A 17,066-nucleotide genomic window follows, 5' to 3' on the forward strand; every position below is an offset into this window, starting at 1 on the left:
TCTGGCACGCGCCGTTTCGGAGCCCGTTTTCACCCTTTGGCCGGAACGGTCAAGGCCACGCCTTGCGCAAGGGCCCATAATGCCCCACATTTCACCTCGTTGGTTCGTCGGGGCAGTTTTGACGGGCCGGCAAGGCCGATTTTTGTTTCTCGGGGATATCGAACAATGCGGACATATCTGGTGGTCGTGGACGAATCGCCCGAAGCGGAAACCGCGCTGCGCTTCGCCGCACGCCGCGCCGCCAAGACGGCCGGGACGATCCGCATCCTGGCCCTCATCCCGCCGTCCGAATTCGTTCAGTGGGGCGGCGTCCAGGCGACGATGGAGGATGAGGCGCTGCAACGGGCCGAAGCGCTGGTGACCAGCGCCGCCGGCACGCTGACCGACGAATCCGGCATCCGCCCCAGCATCACCGTGCGCCAGGGCGATCCCGTCGCGGTCGTGCGCAAGACGCTGGAGGAAATGGACGATGTCGCCGCCCTGGTCCTGGGCGCCGCCGCCAGTGGCCCACCCGGTGCCCTGGTATCCCACTTCACCGGATCGGACGCGGGCAAGATGCCCTGCCCGATCATGATCATCCCCGGCGGTCTTGACAGCGACGCGATCGACCGGCTGAGTTGAACCAGAGCCTCAAGGTTTCTCCCCAGCAAAATGCGTCGTGTCGGCGCGTGCGTCCCATCAAGCGCAGACCTCTCCCCGCTGCCGACAATCTCATCATGCTGCACGGTTGCGTACCAGCGCGGCATCCGACAATCGCACAAGGAGAGAATGGCGCGCATCGAAGACCAGGCACGATCGAAACACCGCATTGCGATCTTCTTCATCGCATCAATGCGGAAACAGACCAGAAATCATTGCCGCAACCATTTTTCATCCAAATCGATATTTCCGCATCACCGTCTCAACTCAGCCCAGACAGAAAATAAACCTCTTATGGCCTGAAAATATACGGGAAGACGCGCATCTTGTTTAACGCGATCTTCAACCTTGCACGACAAGTTTGCGGCAATTCATCTCGTCATTGCGGAAGAACTTCCTCCATGAGCTTTGTTGCGCCGTCCAGTCTCGATCCTTTCGCCAGCGCCTATCCGCTGTCGCCGACCATGCTGCAGCATAGCCTGACGGACCATCCGCTGCTCTCGTTCGAAGCCCTGGCAAAAGCCAGCATCGACCTGCCGCCGCAATTTGTCGAACGCCGGATCGGCAACGCCCCCAATGGCGGCGAATTCGCGATGGACCGCTCCGACGACGCCGATGTCGCCACCGTCATTCGCTCTATCCAGACCAGCGGCAACTGGATCATGCTCCGCTTCGTCGAGCAACTGCCTGCCTATCGCGAGTTGCTGGCCAGGCTGATGGACCAGATCGGCCCCGCAATTTCTCCAGCGACCGGTCCGGGGCTGACGGTGCGAGGCTTCATCTTCGTTTCCGCGCCGGGAACGCTCACCCCGTTCCACTTCGATTGCGAATATAATATCCTCTTCCAGATCGCGGGCGACAAACAGTTCGCGACCTATCGCCCGATGGCACCATGGCTGCCGATCGACCGGCACGAAGCCTATTATGGTGGTGGCGACAATATGCTGCCCTGGAACGACGCCTATGAAGCGGATGCCGACATCCACCCCATGCAACCGGGCGACGGCCTGTTCATCCCCTACGCCTCGCCCCATTGGGTCAGGGCGGGTGCGGAGCCATCCATTTCGCTGTCGATCACCTGGCAGAGCCAGTGGAGCCAGGCGCTGGGCGACGCCATGCAGATCAATCCGCTGCTGCGGCGATGGGGCCTGCCCACCGGCGACGTGCCGATATGGCCCAAGGCCGCCAAATGGCGCTCGATCGGTTGCCGCGTGGCGCGCAAGGCCGGTCTGTTATGAGCCACCTTCCCGCCTCCGGCAATTTCCAATCGGACTCAAGCCTTGCCTGGCCGATGTCGGATGCCGACCAACCCGCCGTCCGCATCCTGCGCCATGCCGATCTGACGGCCGATGATCGCGCGCAGTGGGCAGCCCTGTCGGCACTGGCCGGGGCCGCCAATGTCTTCGCGCAGGACTGGTTCATGGACGCCGCCCTGAGCCACGCGCCTGATGGCGCTGACGTGCTTCTGGCCGTCGTGGCGCCCATCGATGGACCATGGCTGGGCGTCATGCCGCTGCTCGCCGTACCACGCTTCGGCCGGTGGCCCGTTCGCATCTGGCGCAACTGGTCGGCGACCAACCAGTTCCTAGGTACGCCGCTGGTCATCGCGCAGTCCGCCGATCTGTTCTGGAAGAGCCTGTTCGCCTTCCTGGACCAGCGCACAGGCGGGGAGATCATGCTGCATGTCTCCGGACTGGATGCCGACGATCCGGTCAGTATCGCCCTGTTCGACCGCTGCGAACGGGAAAGGCGAGCATTCCACACCATTCATTGCCATGATCGTCCAGCCTATCGCGCCGGCAAGGAAGGGGAAGGCCGCGGCGACGCGAAAATGCGGAGCCGACTGCGCAGCCTGTCGAAGCGGCTGGAACAGGAACATGGCCCGGTCACGATCGACATTCTGGCGCCGGACGCGCCATGCATAGCCTGGATCGACGCGTTTCTGGACCTTGAGGCATCGGGCTGGAAAGGCCGTAGCGGCAGCGCATTGGCAAGCGACAGCGCGACCCAGGCCCTGTTTTGCGAAGTGATTGAGCGCGGTCATGCGAACGGCAGCGCCCGCCTTGCCACCCTGTCGGTCGGGGGCCGCGCGATCGCCATGTCGAGCTGGTTTGAAGCCGCCATCTGGGGCCATGGCTTCAAGATGGCGTTCGACGAGGATTATCGGGCTTATGCGCCGGGCCAGCTTCTGATGCGCGACATCAGGGATCGCATCGGGGTCCGCCCCGGCATGTCCTTCGACAGCTGCGTCCCACGCTGCGCCGGGCACTGCCATCGACTTTGGGGCAGCAACCGGAAGATTGTCGATGGTGCCGTCGCGATCGGCTCGCCCTGGCACCATGTCCAGTTCGACGCCCTGATGAAGGCGAGAGCCGCCTATGCGGCGATCAAGGCCCTTTTTCCCGACCGACCGGGGCCCTGACGCCAGGTCGCAGCGACATGCCGCCTAGCTGCGATCCAGTCCCAGCGCCCGGTCATCGGCGGTTGCCGCCGCCATTTCGGCCTGGGCCGCGGCGATGCGCGCCTGCGCCTCGATCAGCTTGACCGCGGCATCGGTGGCCGCTTCCTCGCGACTATTGACCAGGAAGAAGTCGCTCGACCCCAGATCGAAGCGCCGCCGCTCGGCCTGGGCCAGTCGTTCGGCCAGGTCGCGCTGCCGCCGGGTCGTATCGACCAGCACGCGCGCGGCGTCGACCTCGATGCCGATGCCGGCCACTTCGGTGCGGATCTTTTCCGCCAGATAGCGCTGCTTGACGGTGAGTTCGTCGATCTTTGCCTGGCTCTCGGCAACCTTGCCCCTCGCTTTGCGGTTCTGCAGCGGCACCTTGAAGGTCACGCCGACGATCACCTCCAGCGGCGTACGGCTATAGCCTCCCAGCCCCTGGGCACCGACATCCTTGGCGACCTGCCCCTCGAAATCCAGCTTGGGGCGGGTGTCGTTCTCGGCCAGCGCCAGCTTGACCGAGGCGTTGTCGATTTCCTCCAGCAGGATGCCGAAGTCGGGGCGATCCTCTATTGCGAACAATGGGTTGATCCGCAGGCCGTCGAACGCGGCGGCGGACGCGGGCAGGCGCGCGGCATCGACGAGGATCGGCAAGCCGTCCGCATCGCGATAATAGAGTGAGAAGCTGTTGGCCGCCGCCATGAACTCCTGTCGCGCCTGCACCACCAGCGCTTCGCGCTTGACCATGTTGGCTTCATTCTCGGTCAGCAATATCGCGGACTTGGCGCCCAGTTGCACCTGACGCGCAATGCCCTGGCTACGGCTTTCGGCCAGATCGTAGAGCGCCTCATAGGCCTTGAGCTTGAGGCCGCTCGCGACCCATTTCTGATAGGCGGCAATGGCGCGCGCCTGCACGCCGATGGCGGTCGCCCGCGTTTCGAAGCGCGCGATGTCGATATCGTTGCCGGCGATTTGCGACGCGGATCGCCGCGCGTCGATTAGGCGATCGCGCATCAGGGCATAGAGCGCTCCGATCTTCAACTCGCCCGCCCGATTGGTATAGGCCTTGTCCTCATAGACCGGGAAATCCCCGCGCGAATTGCGATATTGGCCATAGACATAGCCGCCGTTGCCGGTCAGCGGGCGTTCGACCTTGCTGTCGATCAGCGTGCCGTCATAATAGCCCTCGACCCGGCTGCGGGCATCCACGGAAAACACCGTGTCGAAGGCGCCCTGTGCGCTGATCGCGCGCCCTTCGGCCTGACGCGCGCGCGCCAGAGCGGCAATGATATCGGGCGCCGAGCGGGCCGATGATTGCAGCACCTCGTCCAGCGTCAGCGGCGTCGAGGGCTGCCCTGCGGTCGGCGCGGGCGTCGCATCGACCGACAGGGCCTCACCAGCCGCGCACGGCAGGGTGCCCGCGCCCATGGCCGCGACCAGCATGGGCAGCGCCATCGCACGCCACATCGTCACTTCTTCTTCTCGATCGAACTCTTGTCGTCCTTGGGCGCTTTCGCCTCGCCCTTGCCGGCCACCTGATCCTGGCCAAAGTTGACCGGGAAATCGTTGAGCTGGCGCCACAATTCATACCAGACCGGCACCGTGTCGCCCTGCACCCAGCCCAGCACCTTGCTACCCTGACGGACAAAGCGTCGCTCCGGCCAGGCGGTCTTGCCCGGCGCCTGTTCCACCAAGATGCGGAACAACCCGTCGGTGCGCGGCGTGGGATCTACCGACCGCACCTGGCCGTCATAGATGCCAACAGCAAAAGCCGGCCAGCCGCTGAACTGGAAGGCCGGGAAGCCCTCAAATTCGAGCCGCACGGAGCGCCCCGGCTCGACCAGGGGCACGTCGCGCCCATCGACATACAGCTCGACCGCGCGGGTGATATTCTCGGGCGCGATCGTCGCCAGCACCGTTCCGGACGAGATCAGCGCGCCACCCGCTGCGGCGTTCAGATCCTGCACCCGGCCTTCGCGCGGCGCCGAGACGATCTGCGCCGAACTTTGCGCAAGCTTGATCTCGATCTGCTTGAGCTTCGCGCGCGCTTCGGCCAGCTTCGCATCGACATCGGCGACCTTGATCTGGGTCTGCTCATAATCGCGCCGGGCGGCCAGCCCTTCGGCATAGAGCTGGCTGGTGCGATTGACGTCGATCATCGCGGTCGCCCGCGCCTGCTGGACCGCCGCGATCTGCGCCTCGACCTGCGCCTTCTCGCCCGCCAGCCGGGCGAGGAAATCCGGATCGACATCGACCACCCGGACGATCGGATCGCCGGCCCGGACATGATCGCCATCCCTGACGTAGAACTCGGCGACGCGGCCGCTCACCAGCGAGGATACGTCGCGGGCGCGGTCCTGCGCACTCAGCGTCGTGACCTGGCCACCGCCCTGCGCCGTCTGCTGCCAGGGCACGAACAGGATCGCCAACACGAGCAGGACGCCCAGCAGGATGAGCCAGGCGACGGTCGTCACCAGTCGGGGCGGCCGCAACTGGGCGAGCGACGGGAAATGTTCGGCCTGGGCGCGGTCGAGCGTCATGCCTGCGCCTCCCGTGCCGCAACGAAGCGGGCAAATTCATCCTTGTCGGTGAACCGTTGCTGCGTGCGCGCGCCAACCCAATACCAGGCGTCGGGGTCGAGCGCTTCGGGGCGCCCGCTGCTGAGCAGCACGGTCGTGCCCGCTGCCCGCAACTCGGCCAATGTCGCCTTGAGGCTGGCAATCGGCATCATGTCGTAAAGTTGCGACAACAGCAGAACGCGCGGACGGCTGAGCAGGGCATTGGCGAGCTTGAGCTGCATCACTTCGACGATCGACAGCGGCGAGCCGGAGCTGGCGAGCTGGGTATCCAGCCCATGCGGCAGCCTGGCGAGCCGCGCGCCCAGGCCCACCCGTTCCAGCGCATTCATGATCCGCGCCCCATCCATGTCGCGACCTTCGGCGAACGAGAGATATTCGCGCAGGGTGACATCGATGATGGTCGGGCGATTGAGCACCATCACCGCCGATCGCAGCAGATACATGTCGAAACTGCCCAGTTCGCTGCCGCCGATCAGGACGATGCCGCTGTCGGGCGCGGCGTGGCGCTTGAGCAGCAGCGCCAGGGCGCTCTCCATGCCCGGTTCGGCCAGGATAACCGCCTGTTCGCCGCTCGCAATTTCGAAATTGATCTGGGCCTTGTCGATCTCGACATCGCGGAAGCGGACCGATCCGTCGCGTGGCGCCTCCCCGCGCTGGCCAAGGCGCTCCTGCGGGATGGCCAAAATCTGCGATAATTCCTCGCTGCTTGCGACCAGATCATAAAAGGTGTCGAGATAGGAACCGAGCTGGTAGATGCCGTAGAAGACGCCGGACAGGATCAGTTCCGCCGCAACCAGCTGCCCGATCGAAAGCTGGCCGGCCAGGATCAGATTACCGCCGAGCGCGAGCAAGGCAGCCGCCGCGAAGGCATAGACCAGAAAATAACCCAGCGTCTGCGCGAAACTGTAGCGGAAATAACGGCGATGCGCGGCGATATAGTCGGCAATGACCGTCTCGGACCGGTCCATCGCGAAATTCAGGTGCCGGGCCGATTTGTAGAAACCGTTCGAACCGCCGACGCTTTCCAGCCAGTGCGCGGCATTATGCTTGGCATGGCTGACGCCCACCGCACCGGTGATCGCGCCATGCCGCCAGGCCAGCCAGATCATCAGACACACCGTTACCAGCACCAGGTTGAAGGCCAGGAAGAAGGGATGGTAGAAGCTGGTCACCACCAGTCCCACCGCCCCCTGCAGCACGATGGTGAAGGCGCCGATCACCAGGCTGGGCACCGATTTCTGGACGATCACCATGTCGAAATAGCGGTTGAACAGGCTGCCCCGGCTTTCATCCACGAAGAAGGGGTTTTGCGCATGCACCGCGCGCACGGTGATTTCCGCGACCACCCGCGCAAAAATGCGGCGTTCGAAGATCGCCAACAGATAGACGCGCAGCGCGCTCAGCCCCGCCACGACCAGCAGCAGCGCCAGCAGCACGCCGGACAGGATCCACAAGGGCGCGACCAGCGCGGTACGCGCCACCGAGTTGATCAGCAGTTGCACGGAGATGGGGGTAGCCAGCGACAACAGGCTGATCGCCACCGTATAGACGATCCCGACATTCACATAGCTGCGGTCAGGCCCGACAACCTCCGACAGCCACGCGGCCGCCTGCCGCAAGCCGAAACGCTCACTCGCCAACTCGACACCTGTTCCCTGCCAGCCTCATCGAAAGCGCCCCTAACCGCGGCGATTACGGCCCACAATGGCTTATGCTGCACAGCAACATAAACTTATGAAGCGTTTGCAGAATGGTGCAGGCATCGGGGCAAATGCTGCCCTCCCGACCAGAAGTTCCCCGCTCTGGAGGGGACAGATCGGTCCTTCAGCCAAATTGCGCGAGGAAATCCCGCCCGGTCATTGGCAGCGAGAACATCGGAAAATCCTTGGTGATGGCCACGCGCTGTTCCTCCTCGCCGATGGTGGCGCAGCAGTCGATCAGCGTCGCGACATGATAGCCGCGTTCATAGGCGGAGCGCATGGTGGATTCGACGCAGCAATTGGTGAGAAAGCCGGCAATGGCCAGGTGCGTGATGCCGTGCTGACGCAGGATGAAGTCGATATTGGTGCTAGCGAAACAGTCCAGGCCGCGCTTGCCTTCCACCACGATCTCGCCATCGGTCGGCGCCATCGCATCGGCAATCTGCGCGCCCCAACTGCCACGGCGAAAGGCCCTGGCGGCGATCACGCCGGCAAGGATGCCATAGGGCCGGGTCGACAATTCGGGGTAGCCCTCCGCAAAGCTGATCGGCACATGAAGGATGGTGAGCCCCGCCTGGCGCGCGCCCTCCAGCAGGGCGATACTGTTCGCCAGCATGCTGTTGGCGCGCATCACGTCACGGACCGCCTCATGCTGGGCACCGCCCTCGCTGACGAAATCATTCTGATATTCGATCAGGACGATAGCGGTCTTGTCCGGCTTCATGGTCTTGCTCCGGTTGAGGGTCAGGCGATGTCGGGCATCTGGTCGAGATATTTGTCCAGCGTCAGGGGATAGTCACGCACACGGATGCCGGTGGCATTGTAGATGGCGTTGGCGATCGCCGATCCGGGACCGCATATGCCCAATTCCCCCACCCCCTTCGCCTTCAACGGCGAGACCACCGGGTCGAGCGTGTCGAGGAAGATGCATTCCTGATGCGGGATGTCGGCGTGGACCGGCACTTCATAGCCGGCAAGATCGTGATTGACGAAGAAGCCGAAGCGGGTGTCGACCGCCAGTTCCTCCATCAGGGCGGAGCCGGCCGACATGACCATGGCACCGATCACCTGGCTGCGCGCCGACAGCGGATTGAGGATGCGGCCGGCATCGCACACCGCCAGCATGCGGCGTATGCGGGTTTCGCCGGTATAGGCGTTGACCGCCACCTCGGCGAAATGGCCGGCATAGGTGCCGACATCATAGCCCTTCTTGAAATCGCCGAAGCTGATTTCATCCTCCGCCGTAAGGGCACCAGCATCGGTCAGCGCCATGCGGCGACCGCCCGCATCGATCCGGCCGTCGGCGAAGGTCGCGCTATCGGCGTCGAACCCCAGCTTCTGGCCGATCGCCCGGCGCAGCGCCACGCAGGCGGCATAGACGCCGGCGGTCGAACTGGCCGCGCCCCATTGGCCGCCCGAACCCGACGACGCGGGAAAATCGGAATCGCCCAGCACCACCTGGACCCGGTCGAGCGGCACGCCCATGGTTTCCGCCGCGGTCTGGGCGATGATCGTGTAGCTGCCGGTCCCGATGTCGGTCATGTCGGTTTCGATGGTGATACGGCCATCCGTGCCGAGCCGTGCGCGCGCACCGGACGTCGCCGTCGGCCCGCCGCGATAGCCCGCTGCGACGCCCATGCCGATCAGCCAGGCGCCCTCGCGGCGCTGCCCCGGCCTGACGCTGCGCTGCGCCCAGCCGAACCGCTCCGCCCCTTCACGCAGGCAGCGGACGAGGTTGCGGTCGGAAATGCGCTGGGTCGCGTTGGCAGGCACCGTCCCTTCGGGCTCATTGCGGATGCGCAGTTCGATCGGGTCCATGCCGAGCTTTTCGGCCAGTTCGTCGATCGCCACTTCCAGCGCCAGATGCCCCGGCGCCTCGCCGGGGGCGCGCATCGCATTGCCTTCCGGCAGGTCGAGCATGGCGACATGATTGGCGGTCATGCGATTGGCGCCGGCATAGACTTTGGGCGTCTGGGCCGTGCCATCCTCGCCATCGGCGCCGTTGATGTTGCTCGACCAGTTTTCATGACCGATCGCGGTGATCCGCCCGTCGCGCTCCGCGCCGATACGGATGCGCTGGATCGTCGCCTGACGATGGGTCGCGTTATTGGCCATCAGCGGGCGCTGCACGGCAATCTTGACCGGCCGTCCGGCCGCCTTGGCACCCAGCGCCGCCAGCACAGCATCCGCCCGCACGAACAGCTTGCCGCCGAAACCGCCGCCAATATAGGGCGAATCCACCCGCACATTGGCAGGGTCGATGCCCAGGATCTTGCCCATGCTCTGCTTGGCCCAGGCGATCATCTGGTTGGACGTCCAGAGCGTCAGCCTGTCGCCGTCCCAGGCGGCGATGGTGGCGAACGGTTCCATCATCGAATGGCTTTCGTTCGCGGTGCTGTAGCGCGCGTCGAGCTTCACCGGCGCCGCGGCGAAGGCGGCGGCGAAATCGCCCTGACTGCTCGTGTCGGGCTTGCCCCCCTGCCCCTTGGCCAGCGGCGCGGCCGGGGCGACGGCAGGAAAATCGAACACGCCCTTGTCCCGCACATAATCGGTGCGGATGAGCGCCGCGGCGGCGCGCGCCTGTTCGAAGCTTTCGGCCACCACGCAGGCGATCGCCTGATGATAATGATGGATGTCGCTGCCGCCGAACAGCGGGGCATAATTCATCATGCCCTTGCCGACCGGCTTGGTATCAGGGGCGGTGACGATCGCGATCACGCCCGGCGCCGCGCGCGCGAGACTGGTGTCCATCGCGGCGATCCGTCCCTTGGCGATGGCCGATCCGACGACGAAGCCATAGGCCTGGTTGGCGATGACATCATGGCGTTCGGCGGCATAGGGCGCCTGGCCGGTGGTCTTGAGCGGGCCGTCGATCCGGGGCGTCGACTTGCCGACGATCTTGGCCTGATCGAACAGATTGGCTTTGGCGGGGGCATCGAATTTCATGGGATCAACTCCTCGCCTGGGCCATGAGCGACGCCAGCGTCCGCTCGGCCAGTTTCAGCTTGAACCTGTTGTCCTCGGTCGGACGGGCATCGGCAAAGACCTTCTCCGTCACCGCGCGGGCGCCGCCTGGAAAGGCGGCTTCGGCCGCTTCCACTCGCCAGGGCCGATGGGCGACGCCGCCAAATGCCACGCGTCCGCTACCGTCCTTCTGGATGATGGTGGCGACCGAAACCAGCGCGAAGGCATAGGAGGCCCGATCGCGCACCTTGTAATAGAGCTGGGTGCCGCCGATCGGCTTGGGCAGGGTGACGGCGGTGATCAGTTCGCCAGCCTCCAGCACATTGTCGCGCTGCGGCTCATTGCCGGGCAGGCGATGGAAATCCGCCAAATCGATTGCGCGCTTTGCGCCATCGGCCTTCACCGTCTCGACCTTCGCATCGAGCAGGCGCAGCGCCACGCCCATGTCGCCGGGATAGGTGGCGATGCACTGATCCGACGAACCGATGACGGCCAGCTGCCGGGAAAAGCCGCCGATCGCCGCGCAGCCGGTGCCGGGCCGGCGTTTGTTGCAGGGCATGTTGGTGTCGTAGAAATAGGGGCAGCGGGTTCGCTGCAGCAGGTTCCCGGCCGTCGTCGCCTTGTTGCGCAGCTGGCCGCTGGCGCCGGCGACGATCGCACGGGCAAGGACGCCATAGTCGCGGCGGACCGCCATGTCCGACGCCAGCGCCGTGTTGGTGACGAGCGCGCCGATCCGCAGCCCGCCCTCCGCCGTCTTCTCGATCCGTTCGAGCTTCAGATCCTGGACATCGACCAGATGGGTCGGCGTCTCGATCTCCAGCTTCATCAGGTCGAGCAAATTGGTGCCGCCAGCCAGATATTTGGCGCCTGGCCGGCCGGCCACGGCGGCGGCGGCCTGTTCGGGCGTCTTCGCCCGCTCATAGGTGAAGCTCTTCATGCCTTTGCTCCCGCGACCTGCGCCATGGCCTGCGCGATGTTGGAATAGGCGCCGCAACGGCAGAGATTGCCGCTCATCCGCTCGCGCATCTCGATATTGGAATAGTCCGGGGCGCGGGTGATGTCCGTCTGGACGTGGCTGGGCACGCCCTGTTCGATTTCCTTGAGCACGGCGACGGCAGAGCAGATCTGCCCCGGCGTGCAATAGCCGCACTGATAGCCGTCATGGGCGATGAAGGCGGCCTGCATCGGATGGAGGTTGTCGGGCATGCCCAGCCCTTCGATCGTGGTGATCTCGTCGCCCTGATGCTGCAGCGCCAGGCTTAGGCAGCTGTTGATGCGGGTGCCGTTGACCATCACGGTGCAGGCGCCGCACTGGCCATGATCACAGCCCTTCTTGGTGCCGGTCAGCTTGAGATGTTCGCGCAGCGCGTCGAGCAATGTCGTGCGGGTGTCGAGCTTCAACTGCTGCCGCTTGCCATTCACGATGAAATCCACCGCCATCATCGGCGGTGGCGCAGCGGGAGACGGCTGCGCCTGCACTGGTGCTGGAATGACGGCAACCGTCGCGGAGGCGGCACCGCCCGCCAATATGCCACGTCGCGACACGCCCATATCCGGAAAATCGGCCATGAAAATCTCCCCTGCAGACGCTGGTTGCGCGCTCTATCGAAGAAAAAACTGGCGGCCATCTTCCGGCCTGCCATCTACCCAGATTGAGGATAACACAGGAGAGGCCGTTCAGGTTCATGCGATGATCGGCATGATGTCATGATCGGGAATCATGAATGCTATGGCGGCCGACGCTGATCGCCAAATAAATACCGCGGGGCCTTCCACACGAGACCTTCCACGCAAACCAGCATGGCGCTGCAACGACCGTTCCACGCGGCCCGTAGCTGTGCCATGGTGGTCGATCCTGTATAGAGGCCCCATGACCGACATCGACCAATTCATCACCGGACTGCCCAAGGCAGAGTTGCATCTCCATATCGAAGGGACGCTGGAGCCCGAACTGATGTTCGCGCTGGCCCGGCGCAACGACGTGACCTTGCCCTACGGCTCGATCGACGAGATCCGCCAGGCCTATGATTTCGGCAATCTCCAGGATTTCCTGGATATCTATTATGCCGGCACCAATGTGCTGCGCACGCCGCAGGATTTCCACGATCTCGCCGCCGCCTATTTCGATCGCGCGGCGCAGGACAATATCGTCCATGCCGAAATCATGTTCGATCCGCAGGCGCACACATCGCGCGGCGTACCCTTCGCCGATGTGATCGAGGGACTGCTGTCGGCCATGCGGAACGCGGAAGAACGCCATGGCATCACCAGCGACCTGATCCTCAGCTTCCTGCGCCATCTGAGCGAGGAAGAGGCGTTCGAGACGCTGCGCGCCGCCACCCCCTGGTTGCCGCAGATCAAGGCCGTGGGGCTGGACTCCTCCGAAGTCGGCCACCCGCCCGAGAAATTCGCTCGCGTCTTCGCCGCTGCAGCCGACGCCGGCCTCAAGCTGTGCGCCCATGCCGGTGAGGAAGGCCCGCCCGCCTATGTCTGGGAAGCGCTCGACCTGCTCAAGGTCGATCGGATCGACCATGGCAATCGCGCGCTGGAGGAGGATGCCCTGGTCGAGCGGCTGGTGGACGAGCAGATGGTGCTGACCGTCTGCCCGCTCTCCAACCTCAAATTATGCGTGATCGACGACATCGCCAGCCATCCGCTCGACCGGATGCTGGACATGGGCCTGCGCGCGACGGTCAATTCCGACGATCCGGCCTATTTCGGCGGCTATCTCAACGACAATTATCGCGCCGTCACCGCCGCACGCGACCTGACCCGCGAACAGATTGCCCTGCTGGCGCGCAACAGCATCATCGGCTCCTTCCTGCCGCAGCAGGCCAAGGACGCCCATCTGGCGACCATCGACGCCTATCTCGAACAGGCGCGTTGAGGCCCTGATTTACCGGCCCCTTCCCCGATGATATAGTCTGTCTCACAGGATGGCGGGCTTTTGGGGAAGGGCCGGACGCATGGCTGACTGGATAAGGGCAGCGACCGCGCTGGGCATCGGCCTGTCGCTCGCCTCCGTATCGATCGAACCTGCCTTCTCGCCCGCGACGCTTGCCGCGCTCGATCCCGTCCGCCTCGCCCGCAGCCTGTGCAGCGGCCCAAGGGTCGGCTCCGCCCTCGCCCGCGAATTGCTGATCGCGGCCGCCGCCGCCCAGCCGATCGCCCAAGCTCCGCCGATCCCGCTGTTCGACGATCTCACCCATTCGCGCTTTCCGCTGACCACCACCAATCCGCAGGCGCGCCGCTATTTCAGCCAGGGCCTGCTGCTCATGTACGGCTTCAACCATGCCGGCGCGGTCCGCTCCTTCCGTGCGGCACAGCGGCTCGATCCCGCCTGCGCGCTCTGCTGGTGGGGCGAGGCGGTGGCGCTCGGCCCCAATATCAACGCACCGATGGATGCCGGCGACCGGGGCGCGGCTCTTGCCGCGATGGACCGGGCGATAATACTGCACGATCAAGCGTCACCGATGGAGCGCGGCCTGATCGAGGCAACGGCGCTGCGCTATGCCCGTGATCCCGATGCCGACCGCGCTGCGCTCGACGACGCCTATGCCGATGCGATGCTGGCGCTCGCGGCGCGCTTCCCGGCCGATGACGATGTCGCCCTGCTGGCCGCCGAAGCGGCGATGGACACCAGCCCGTGGAATTATTGGGAGGCCGACCGCAAGACCCCGATCGGGCGCGCGGGCGCCGCCATCCGCCTGGTCGAAACGGTACAGGCGCGCAATCCCGCCCATGTCCAGGCGGCGCATCTGATGATCCACCTGCTCGAAGCGAGCGATGCAAAACGCGCCGAAGCTGCCGCCGACCGCCTCTCCGCCGATGGCATGCCCAGCGCCGCCCACCTCGTCCATATGCCCAGCCACATCTATCAGGTCGTCGGCCGCTATCGCGACTCGATCCGCGTCAACATCGCCGCCGCCCGCGCCGACGAAGCCTTCATCCGCGCCACCGACGACCACAGCCTGGTGCGCTACGGCTATTATCCGCACAATGTCCATTTCATCGTCGCCTCCGCGCAGATGGCGGGCGACATGGATGGCGCGATGCGGGAGGCGCGCCGGCTGCGCACCATCCTCGATCCCGAAACCTCGGCCGCCATCGCCTGGATCCAGGCGATCGACGCCGCCCCCTATCTGGCCATGGCGCAGTTCGCCGCGCCCGCCGACATCCTCGCCCTGCCCGCGCCCGATCCGCGCCTGCCCTATGCCATCGCCATGCGCCATTATGCCCGCGCCGTCGCCCATGCCCAGCAGCGCAATCAGCGCGGCTTCGATGCGGAGGTCGCAGCGATGAGCGCGATCGCCCGCTCCGATGCACTAGCCCCGATGATCGCGCAGGGCGTCCCGGCCCCTGACCTGATCGCGCTCGCCACCGCGGTCGCGCGCGGCCGTCTCGCCACCGCCCAGCGCCGCTATGCGCAGGCCGCCGACCATTATCGCGCCGCGATCGCGCTGGAGCGGAAGATCCCCTATCAGGAACCGGCCTACTGGTATTATCCGGTGCATCAGTCGCTCGGCGCCGCCCTCTTCCTCGCCGGCCGGCCCGACGATGCCAGCGCCGCTTTCCGCCAGGCACTGATCCAGGCCCCCAATAATGGCTGGGCGCTCTACGGCCTTGCCCGCGCGGAGGCAGCCCAGGGGCACAAGGCAGAGGCCGCCGCCGCCCGCAAGGCCCTGACCAGCGCCTGGTCCGGCGATCCCGACTGGCTGCGGATGAACCGGCTCTGAGGGGCGATCCGCTTGTCGATCGGGAAAATGGACAAATAGCCGGAAAATACTGGCCATCGCCCATTTTACTGGTAGGGAAGGCGCGTCCAGCCCACCGGGATCGATATTTCGCGCCATGGCATCCGCGCCGCCCCCTTTCCGCGTCCTGCGTCAATCGCGCCCCGGCGCGCAACGTCCATCATGAGCCGCCCCGGCCAGCGCTGGAGCCGCCGCCGCGCCCGCGCGCTGCTGCGCCATAGCGGGCCGACATCCTTGCTGTTCCGCCGCCGCCTCGCCCTGATCGGCGGCGCCGTGCTGGTCGGCCTCGCCGCCCTCGCCTTCGCCTGGGCCGCGGACGAAGCGACCGAGGCTTTCCATCGCCTGGCCACCGCCAATCGCTGGCTTCCGCTGCTGCTGACCCCGCTCGGCTTTGCCGCCCTCGCCTGGATCACCCGCAGCGTCGCGCCCTTTGCCGGCGGATCGGGCATCCCGCAGGTGATCGCCGCCACCCAATTGCCGGAAAAGGTCGGCCGCTGCCTGGTTGACCTGCGCATGGCCCTGCTGAAGGTCGTGCTGACCATCGCCGGCCTGCTGGTCGGCGCCTCGGTCGGCCGCGAAGGCCCCACCGTCCAGATTTCCGCTGCCATCCTTGCCCGCGTCCACGCTTTGCTGAACGTGCCGCTGCGCGCGTCCGTCATGGTCGCGGGCGGCGCGGCCGGCGTCGCCGCCGCCTTCAACACACCGCTCGCCGGCATTGCCTTCGCGATCGAGGAACTGGCCTCTGCCTATGAGCAGCGCATGACCCTGCTGGTCATCACCGCAGTCATCATCTCGGGCATGGTCAGCCTCGGCGTCGCTGGCGACTATGTCTATTTCGGCGCGGTCGCCGCTCATCTACCGCTGCAGTCGGCGGTTCCCGTCGCGCTCCTGGCAGGACTATTGGGCGGCATGTCCGGCGGGCTATTCGCCCGGCTGGCGCTCGATGCCGCCACTGCGCGCAATCGCATGACCGATTGGATGCGCGCCCATCCGGTGCTGTTCGCCGGCGGCTGTGGGCTGCTGGTGGCGGCGATCGGCGTGGCCACCGGCCTCACCTGGGGCACCAGCTATGCCCCGGCCCGCACCATGATCGCGGGCGGCGACCAGCCGCTCTGGTTCGCCCCCGCCAAATTCCTCAGCACCCTCGCCACCAGCGTCTCGGGCATTCCCGGCGGTATCTTCGCCCCCTCGCTCGCCACCGGCGCCGGCTTCGGCAATCTGCTGCGCTGGATTTTCCCCGGCGAACCGGCGAGCGCCGTCGTGCTGCTGGGCATGGTCGCCTATTTCACCGGCGTGGTGCGCGCGCCATTGACCGCCGTCATCATCATTTCGGAAACCACCGGCAGCCGCGGCTTCATGCTGCCGCTGCTGGGCGCCGCACTAGTCGCCGACGCATCCGCCCAGATCTTCTGTCGCGAGCGCCTCTATCACGGCCTGTCCCGCAACTTCCTGGAGCGGGCCAAGGCCGCCGAAGCAAGCCGCTGACATGGCGGCGCTCGGCTGCCTACTCCTGATGATATTGCCGATTATCGGCTTTCTCGCCGGCCAGCTGCTGGCCGGCATGGACGGCGCCTGGATCGGCGCCGCCATCGGCCTCACTGGCGCGATCGGCTTTTCGGCGGTGACCTTCTACGCCCTGCTCCAGGCCGGCCGCCGCCGCTAACTCAGCCCTCGGCGCGCAGCTTGTCCGCCAGTTGCTGGATTTCATCGGGATTGAGCAGCCAGGTCCGGGTCTTCTGCCCCTCGCGATGCACCGGCTGGGTCAGCAACACCCGCGCCTGTTCCTTGGCGAAGGGCTTGAACAGGCCATAATGGATGACGCAATCGCGCACCGTCGCGATCAGCGGCGCCTTGCCATCCAGGTCGATCATGGTGGCGGGCTGGTCCCAGGGGATGGTCGAGATAATCATGGATATGCCATGACCACCCACCGCGCGCGAAATCAAGGGAAAGCTTTCGCCGCCATGCGCGCGGAACCGCCCCGCCC

15 protein-coding genes are annotated in these 17,066 nt (G+C 65.6%); 7 read left to right on the forward strand and 8 right to left on the reverse strand.

The features are described from left to right. Positions 1-165: 165 nt before the first annotated feature. The 3 genes from E5554_RS17825 (at position 166) to E5554_RS17840 (ending at position 3,061) form a co-directional block, all read left to right on the forward strand. Positions 166-621 (forward strand): universal stress protein, encoded by a 456-nt coding sequence (locus E5554_RS17825; protein ID WP_004207608.1) that lies wholly within the window; start codon positions 166-168, stop codon positions 619-621. A gap of 419 nt (positions 622-1,040) precedes the next feature. After that, positions 1,041-1,877 (forward strand): transcription factor jumonji, JmjC, encoded by an 837-nt coding sequence (locus E5554_RS17835; RefSeq protein WP_136187608.1) that lies wholly within the window; start codon positions 1,041-1,043, stop codon positions 1,875-1,877. Then, a complete protein-coding gene (locus E5554_RS17840; protein ID WP_136187609.1) occupies positions 1,874-3,061 on the forward strand; it encodes a GNAT family N-acetyltransferase in 1,188 nt (395 codons plus the stop codon). The genes E5554_RS17835 and E5554_RS17840 overlap by 4 nt, the downstream gene beginning before the upstream one ends. A 24-nt stretch (positions 3,062-3,085) precedes the next feature. On the opposite strand, the gene E5554_RS17845 is transcribed toward E5554_RS17840, so the two are convergent. From E5554_RS17845 to paoA, 7 genes are all read right to left on the reverse strand, one after another. Next, positions 3,086-4,549 carry a TolC family protein gene (locus E5554_RS17845; RefSeq protein ID WP_029547467.1) on the reverse strand — a complete coding sequence of 488 codons (1,464 nt, stop codon included), beginning with the start codon at positions 4,547-4,549 and terminating at the stop codon, positions 3,086-3,088. A 2-nt stretch (positions 4,550-4,551) separates the two neighbouring features. Then, entirely contained in the window at positions 4,552-5,622 is a 1,071-nt protein-coding gene (locus E5554_RS17850; RefSeq protein ID WP_136187610.1) for an HlyD family efflux transporter periplasmic adaptor subunit, read from the reverse strand. Then, positions 5,619-7,301 carry an ABC transporter ATP-binding protein gene (locus E5554_RS17855; protein ID WP_136187611.1) on the reverse strand — a complete coding sequence of 561 codons (1,683 nt, stop codon included), beginning with the start codon at positions 7,299-7,301 and terminating at the stop codon, positions 5,619-5,621. The genes E5554_RS17850 and E5554_RS17855 overlap by 4 nt, the downstream gene beginning before the upstream one ends. 184 nt (positions 7,302-7,485) lie before the next feature. After that, on the reverse strand, positions 7,486-8,085 hold the full coding sequence (locus tag E5554_RS17860) for a cysteine hydrolase (protein WP_136187612.1): 600 nt from the start codon (positions 8,083-8,085) through the stop codon (positions 7,486-7,488). Positions 8,086-8,105: 20 nt separating this feature from the next. Beyond that, a complete protein-coding gene (gene paoC, locus E5554_RS17865) occupies positions 8,106-10,307 on the reverse strand; it encodes an aldehyde oxidoreductase molybdenum-binding subunit PaoC (protein WP_136187613.1) in 2,202 nt (733 codons plus the stop codon). Between the two features lie 4 nt (positions 10,308-10,311). After that, on the reverse strand, positions 10,312-11,262 hold the full coding sequence (locus tag E5554_RS17870; RefSeq protein ID WP_136187614.1) for a xanthine dehydrogenase family protein subunit M: 951 nt from the start codon (positions 11,260-11,262) through the stop codon (positions 10,312-10,314). Then, entirely contained in the window at positions 11,259-11,894 is a 636-nt protein-coding gene (paoA, locus tag E5554_RS17875) for an aldehyde dehydrogenase iron-sulfur subunit PaoA (RefSeq protein WP_136187615.1), read from the reverse strand. Before paoA ends, E5554_RS17870 begins: the two co-directional genes overlap by 4 nt. A 301-nt stretch (positions 11,895-12,195) precedes the next feature. Between paoA and E5554_RS17880 the strand changes: the two genes are divergently transcribed. The 4 genes from E5554_RS17880 (at position 12,196) to E5554_RS23125 (ending at position 16,742) form a co-directional block, all read left to right on the forward strand. Beyond that, positions 12,196-13,212 (forward strand): adenosine deaminase, encoded by a 1,017-nt coding sequence (locus E5554_RS17880; RefSeq protein ID WP_136187616.1) that lies wholly within the window; start codon positions 12,196-12,198, stop codon positions 13,210-13,212. 79 nt (positions 13,213-13,291) lie between these two features. Continuing rightward, complete coding sequence (locus tag E5554_RS17885) at positions 13,292-15,061, forward strand: tetratricopeptide repeat protein (RefSeq protein WP_136187617.1); 1,770 nt, start codon at positions 13,292-13,294, stop codon at positions 15,059-15,061. Positions 15,062-15,241: 180 nt separating this feature from the next. Next, positions 15,242-16,564 carry a chloride channel protein gene (locus E5554_RS17890; RefSeq protein WP_010337357.1) on the forward strand — a complete coding sequence of 441 codons (1,323 nt, stop codon included), beginning with the start codon at positions 15,242-15,244 and terminating at the stop codon, positions 16,562-16,564. 28 nt (positions 16,565-16,592) lie between these two features. Beyond that, complete coding sequence (locus E5554_RS23125; RefSeq protein WP_168708657.1) at positions 16,593-16,742, forward strand: hypothetical protein; 150 nt, start codon at positions 16,593-16,595, stop codon at positions 16,740-16,742. A 1-nt stretch (position 16,743) separates the two neighbouring features. On the opposite strand, the gene E5554_RS17895 is transcribed toward E5554_RS23125, so the two are convergent. Further along, positions 16,744-16,989 (reverse strand): hypothetical protein, encoded by a 246-nt coding sequence (locus E5554_RS17895; RefSeq protein WP_010337356.1) that lies wholly within the window; start codon positions 16,987-16,989, stop codon positions 16,744-16,746. Positions 16,990-17,066: the final 77 nt, after the last annotated feature.

The sequence above is a fragment of the Sphingobium sp. PAMC28499 genome (assembly GCF_004795815.1).
GTDB lineage: Bacteria > Pseudomonadota > Alphaproteobacteria > Sphingomonadales > Sphingomonadaceae > Sphingobium > Sphingobium yanoikuyae.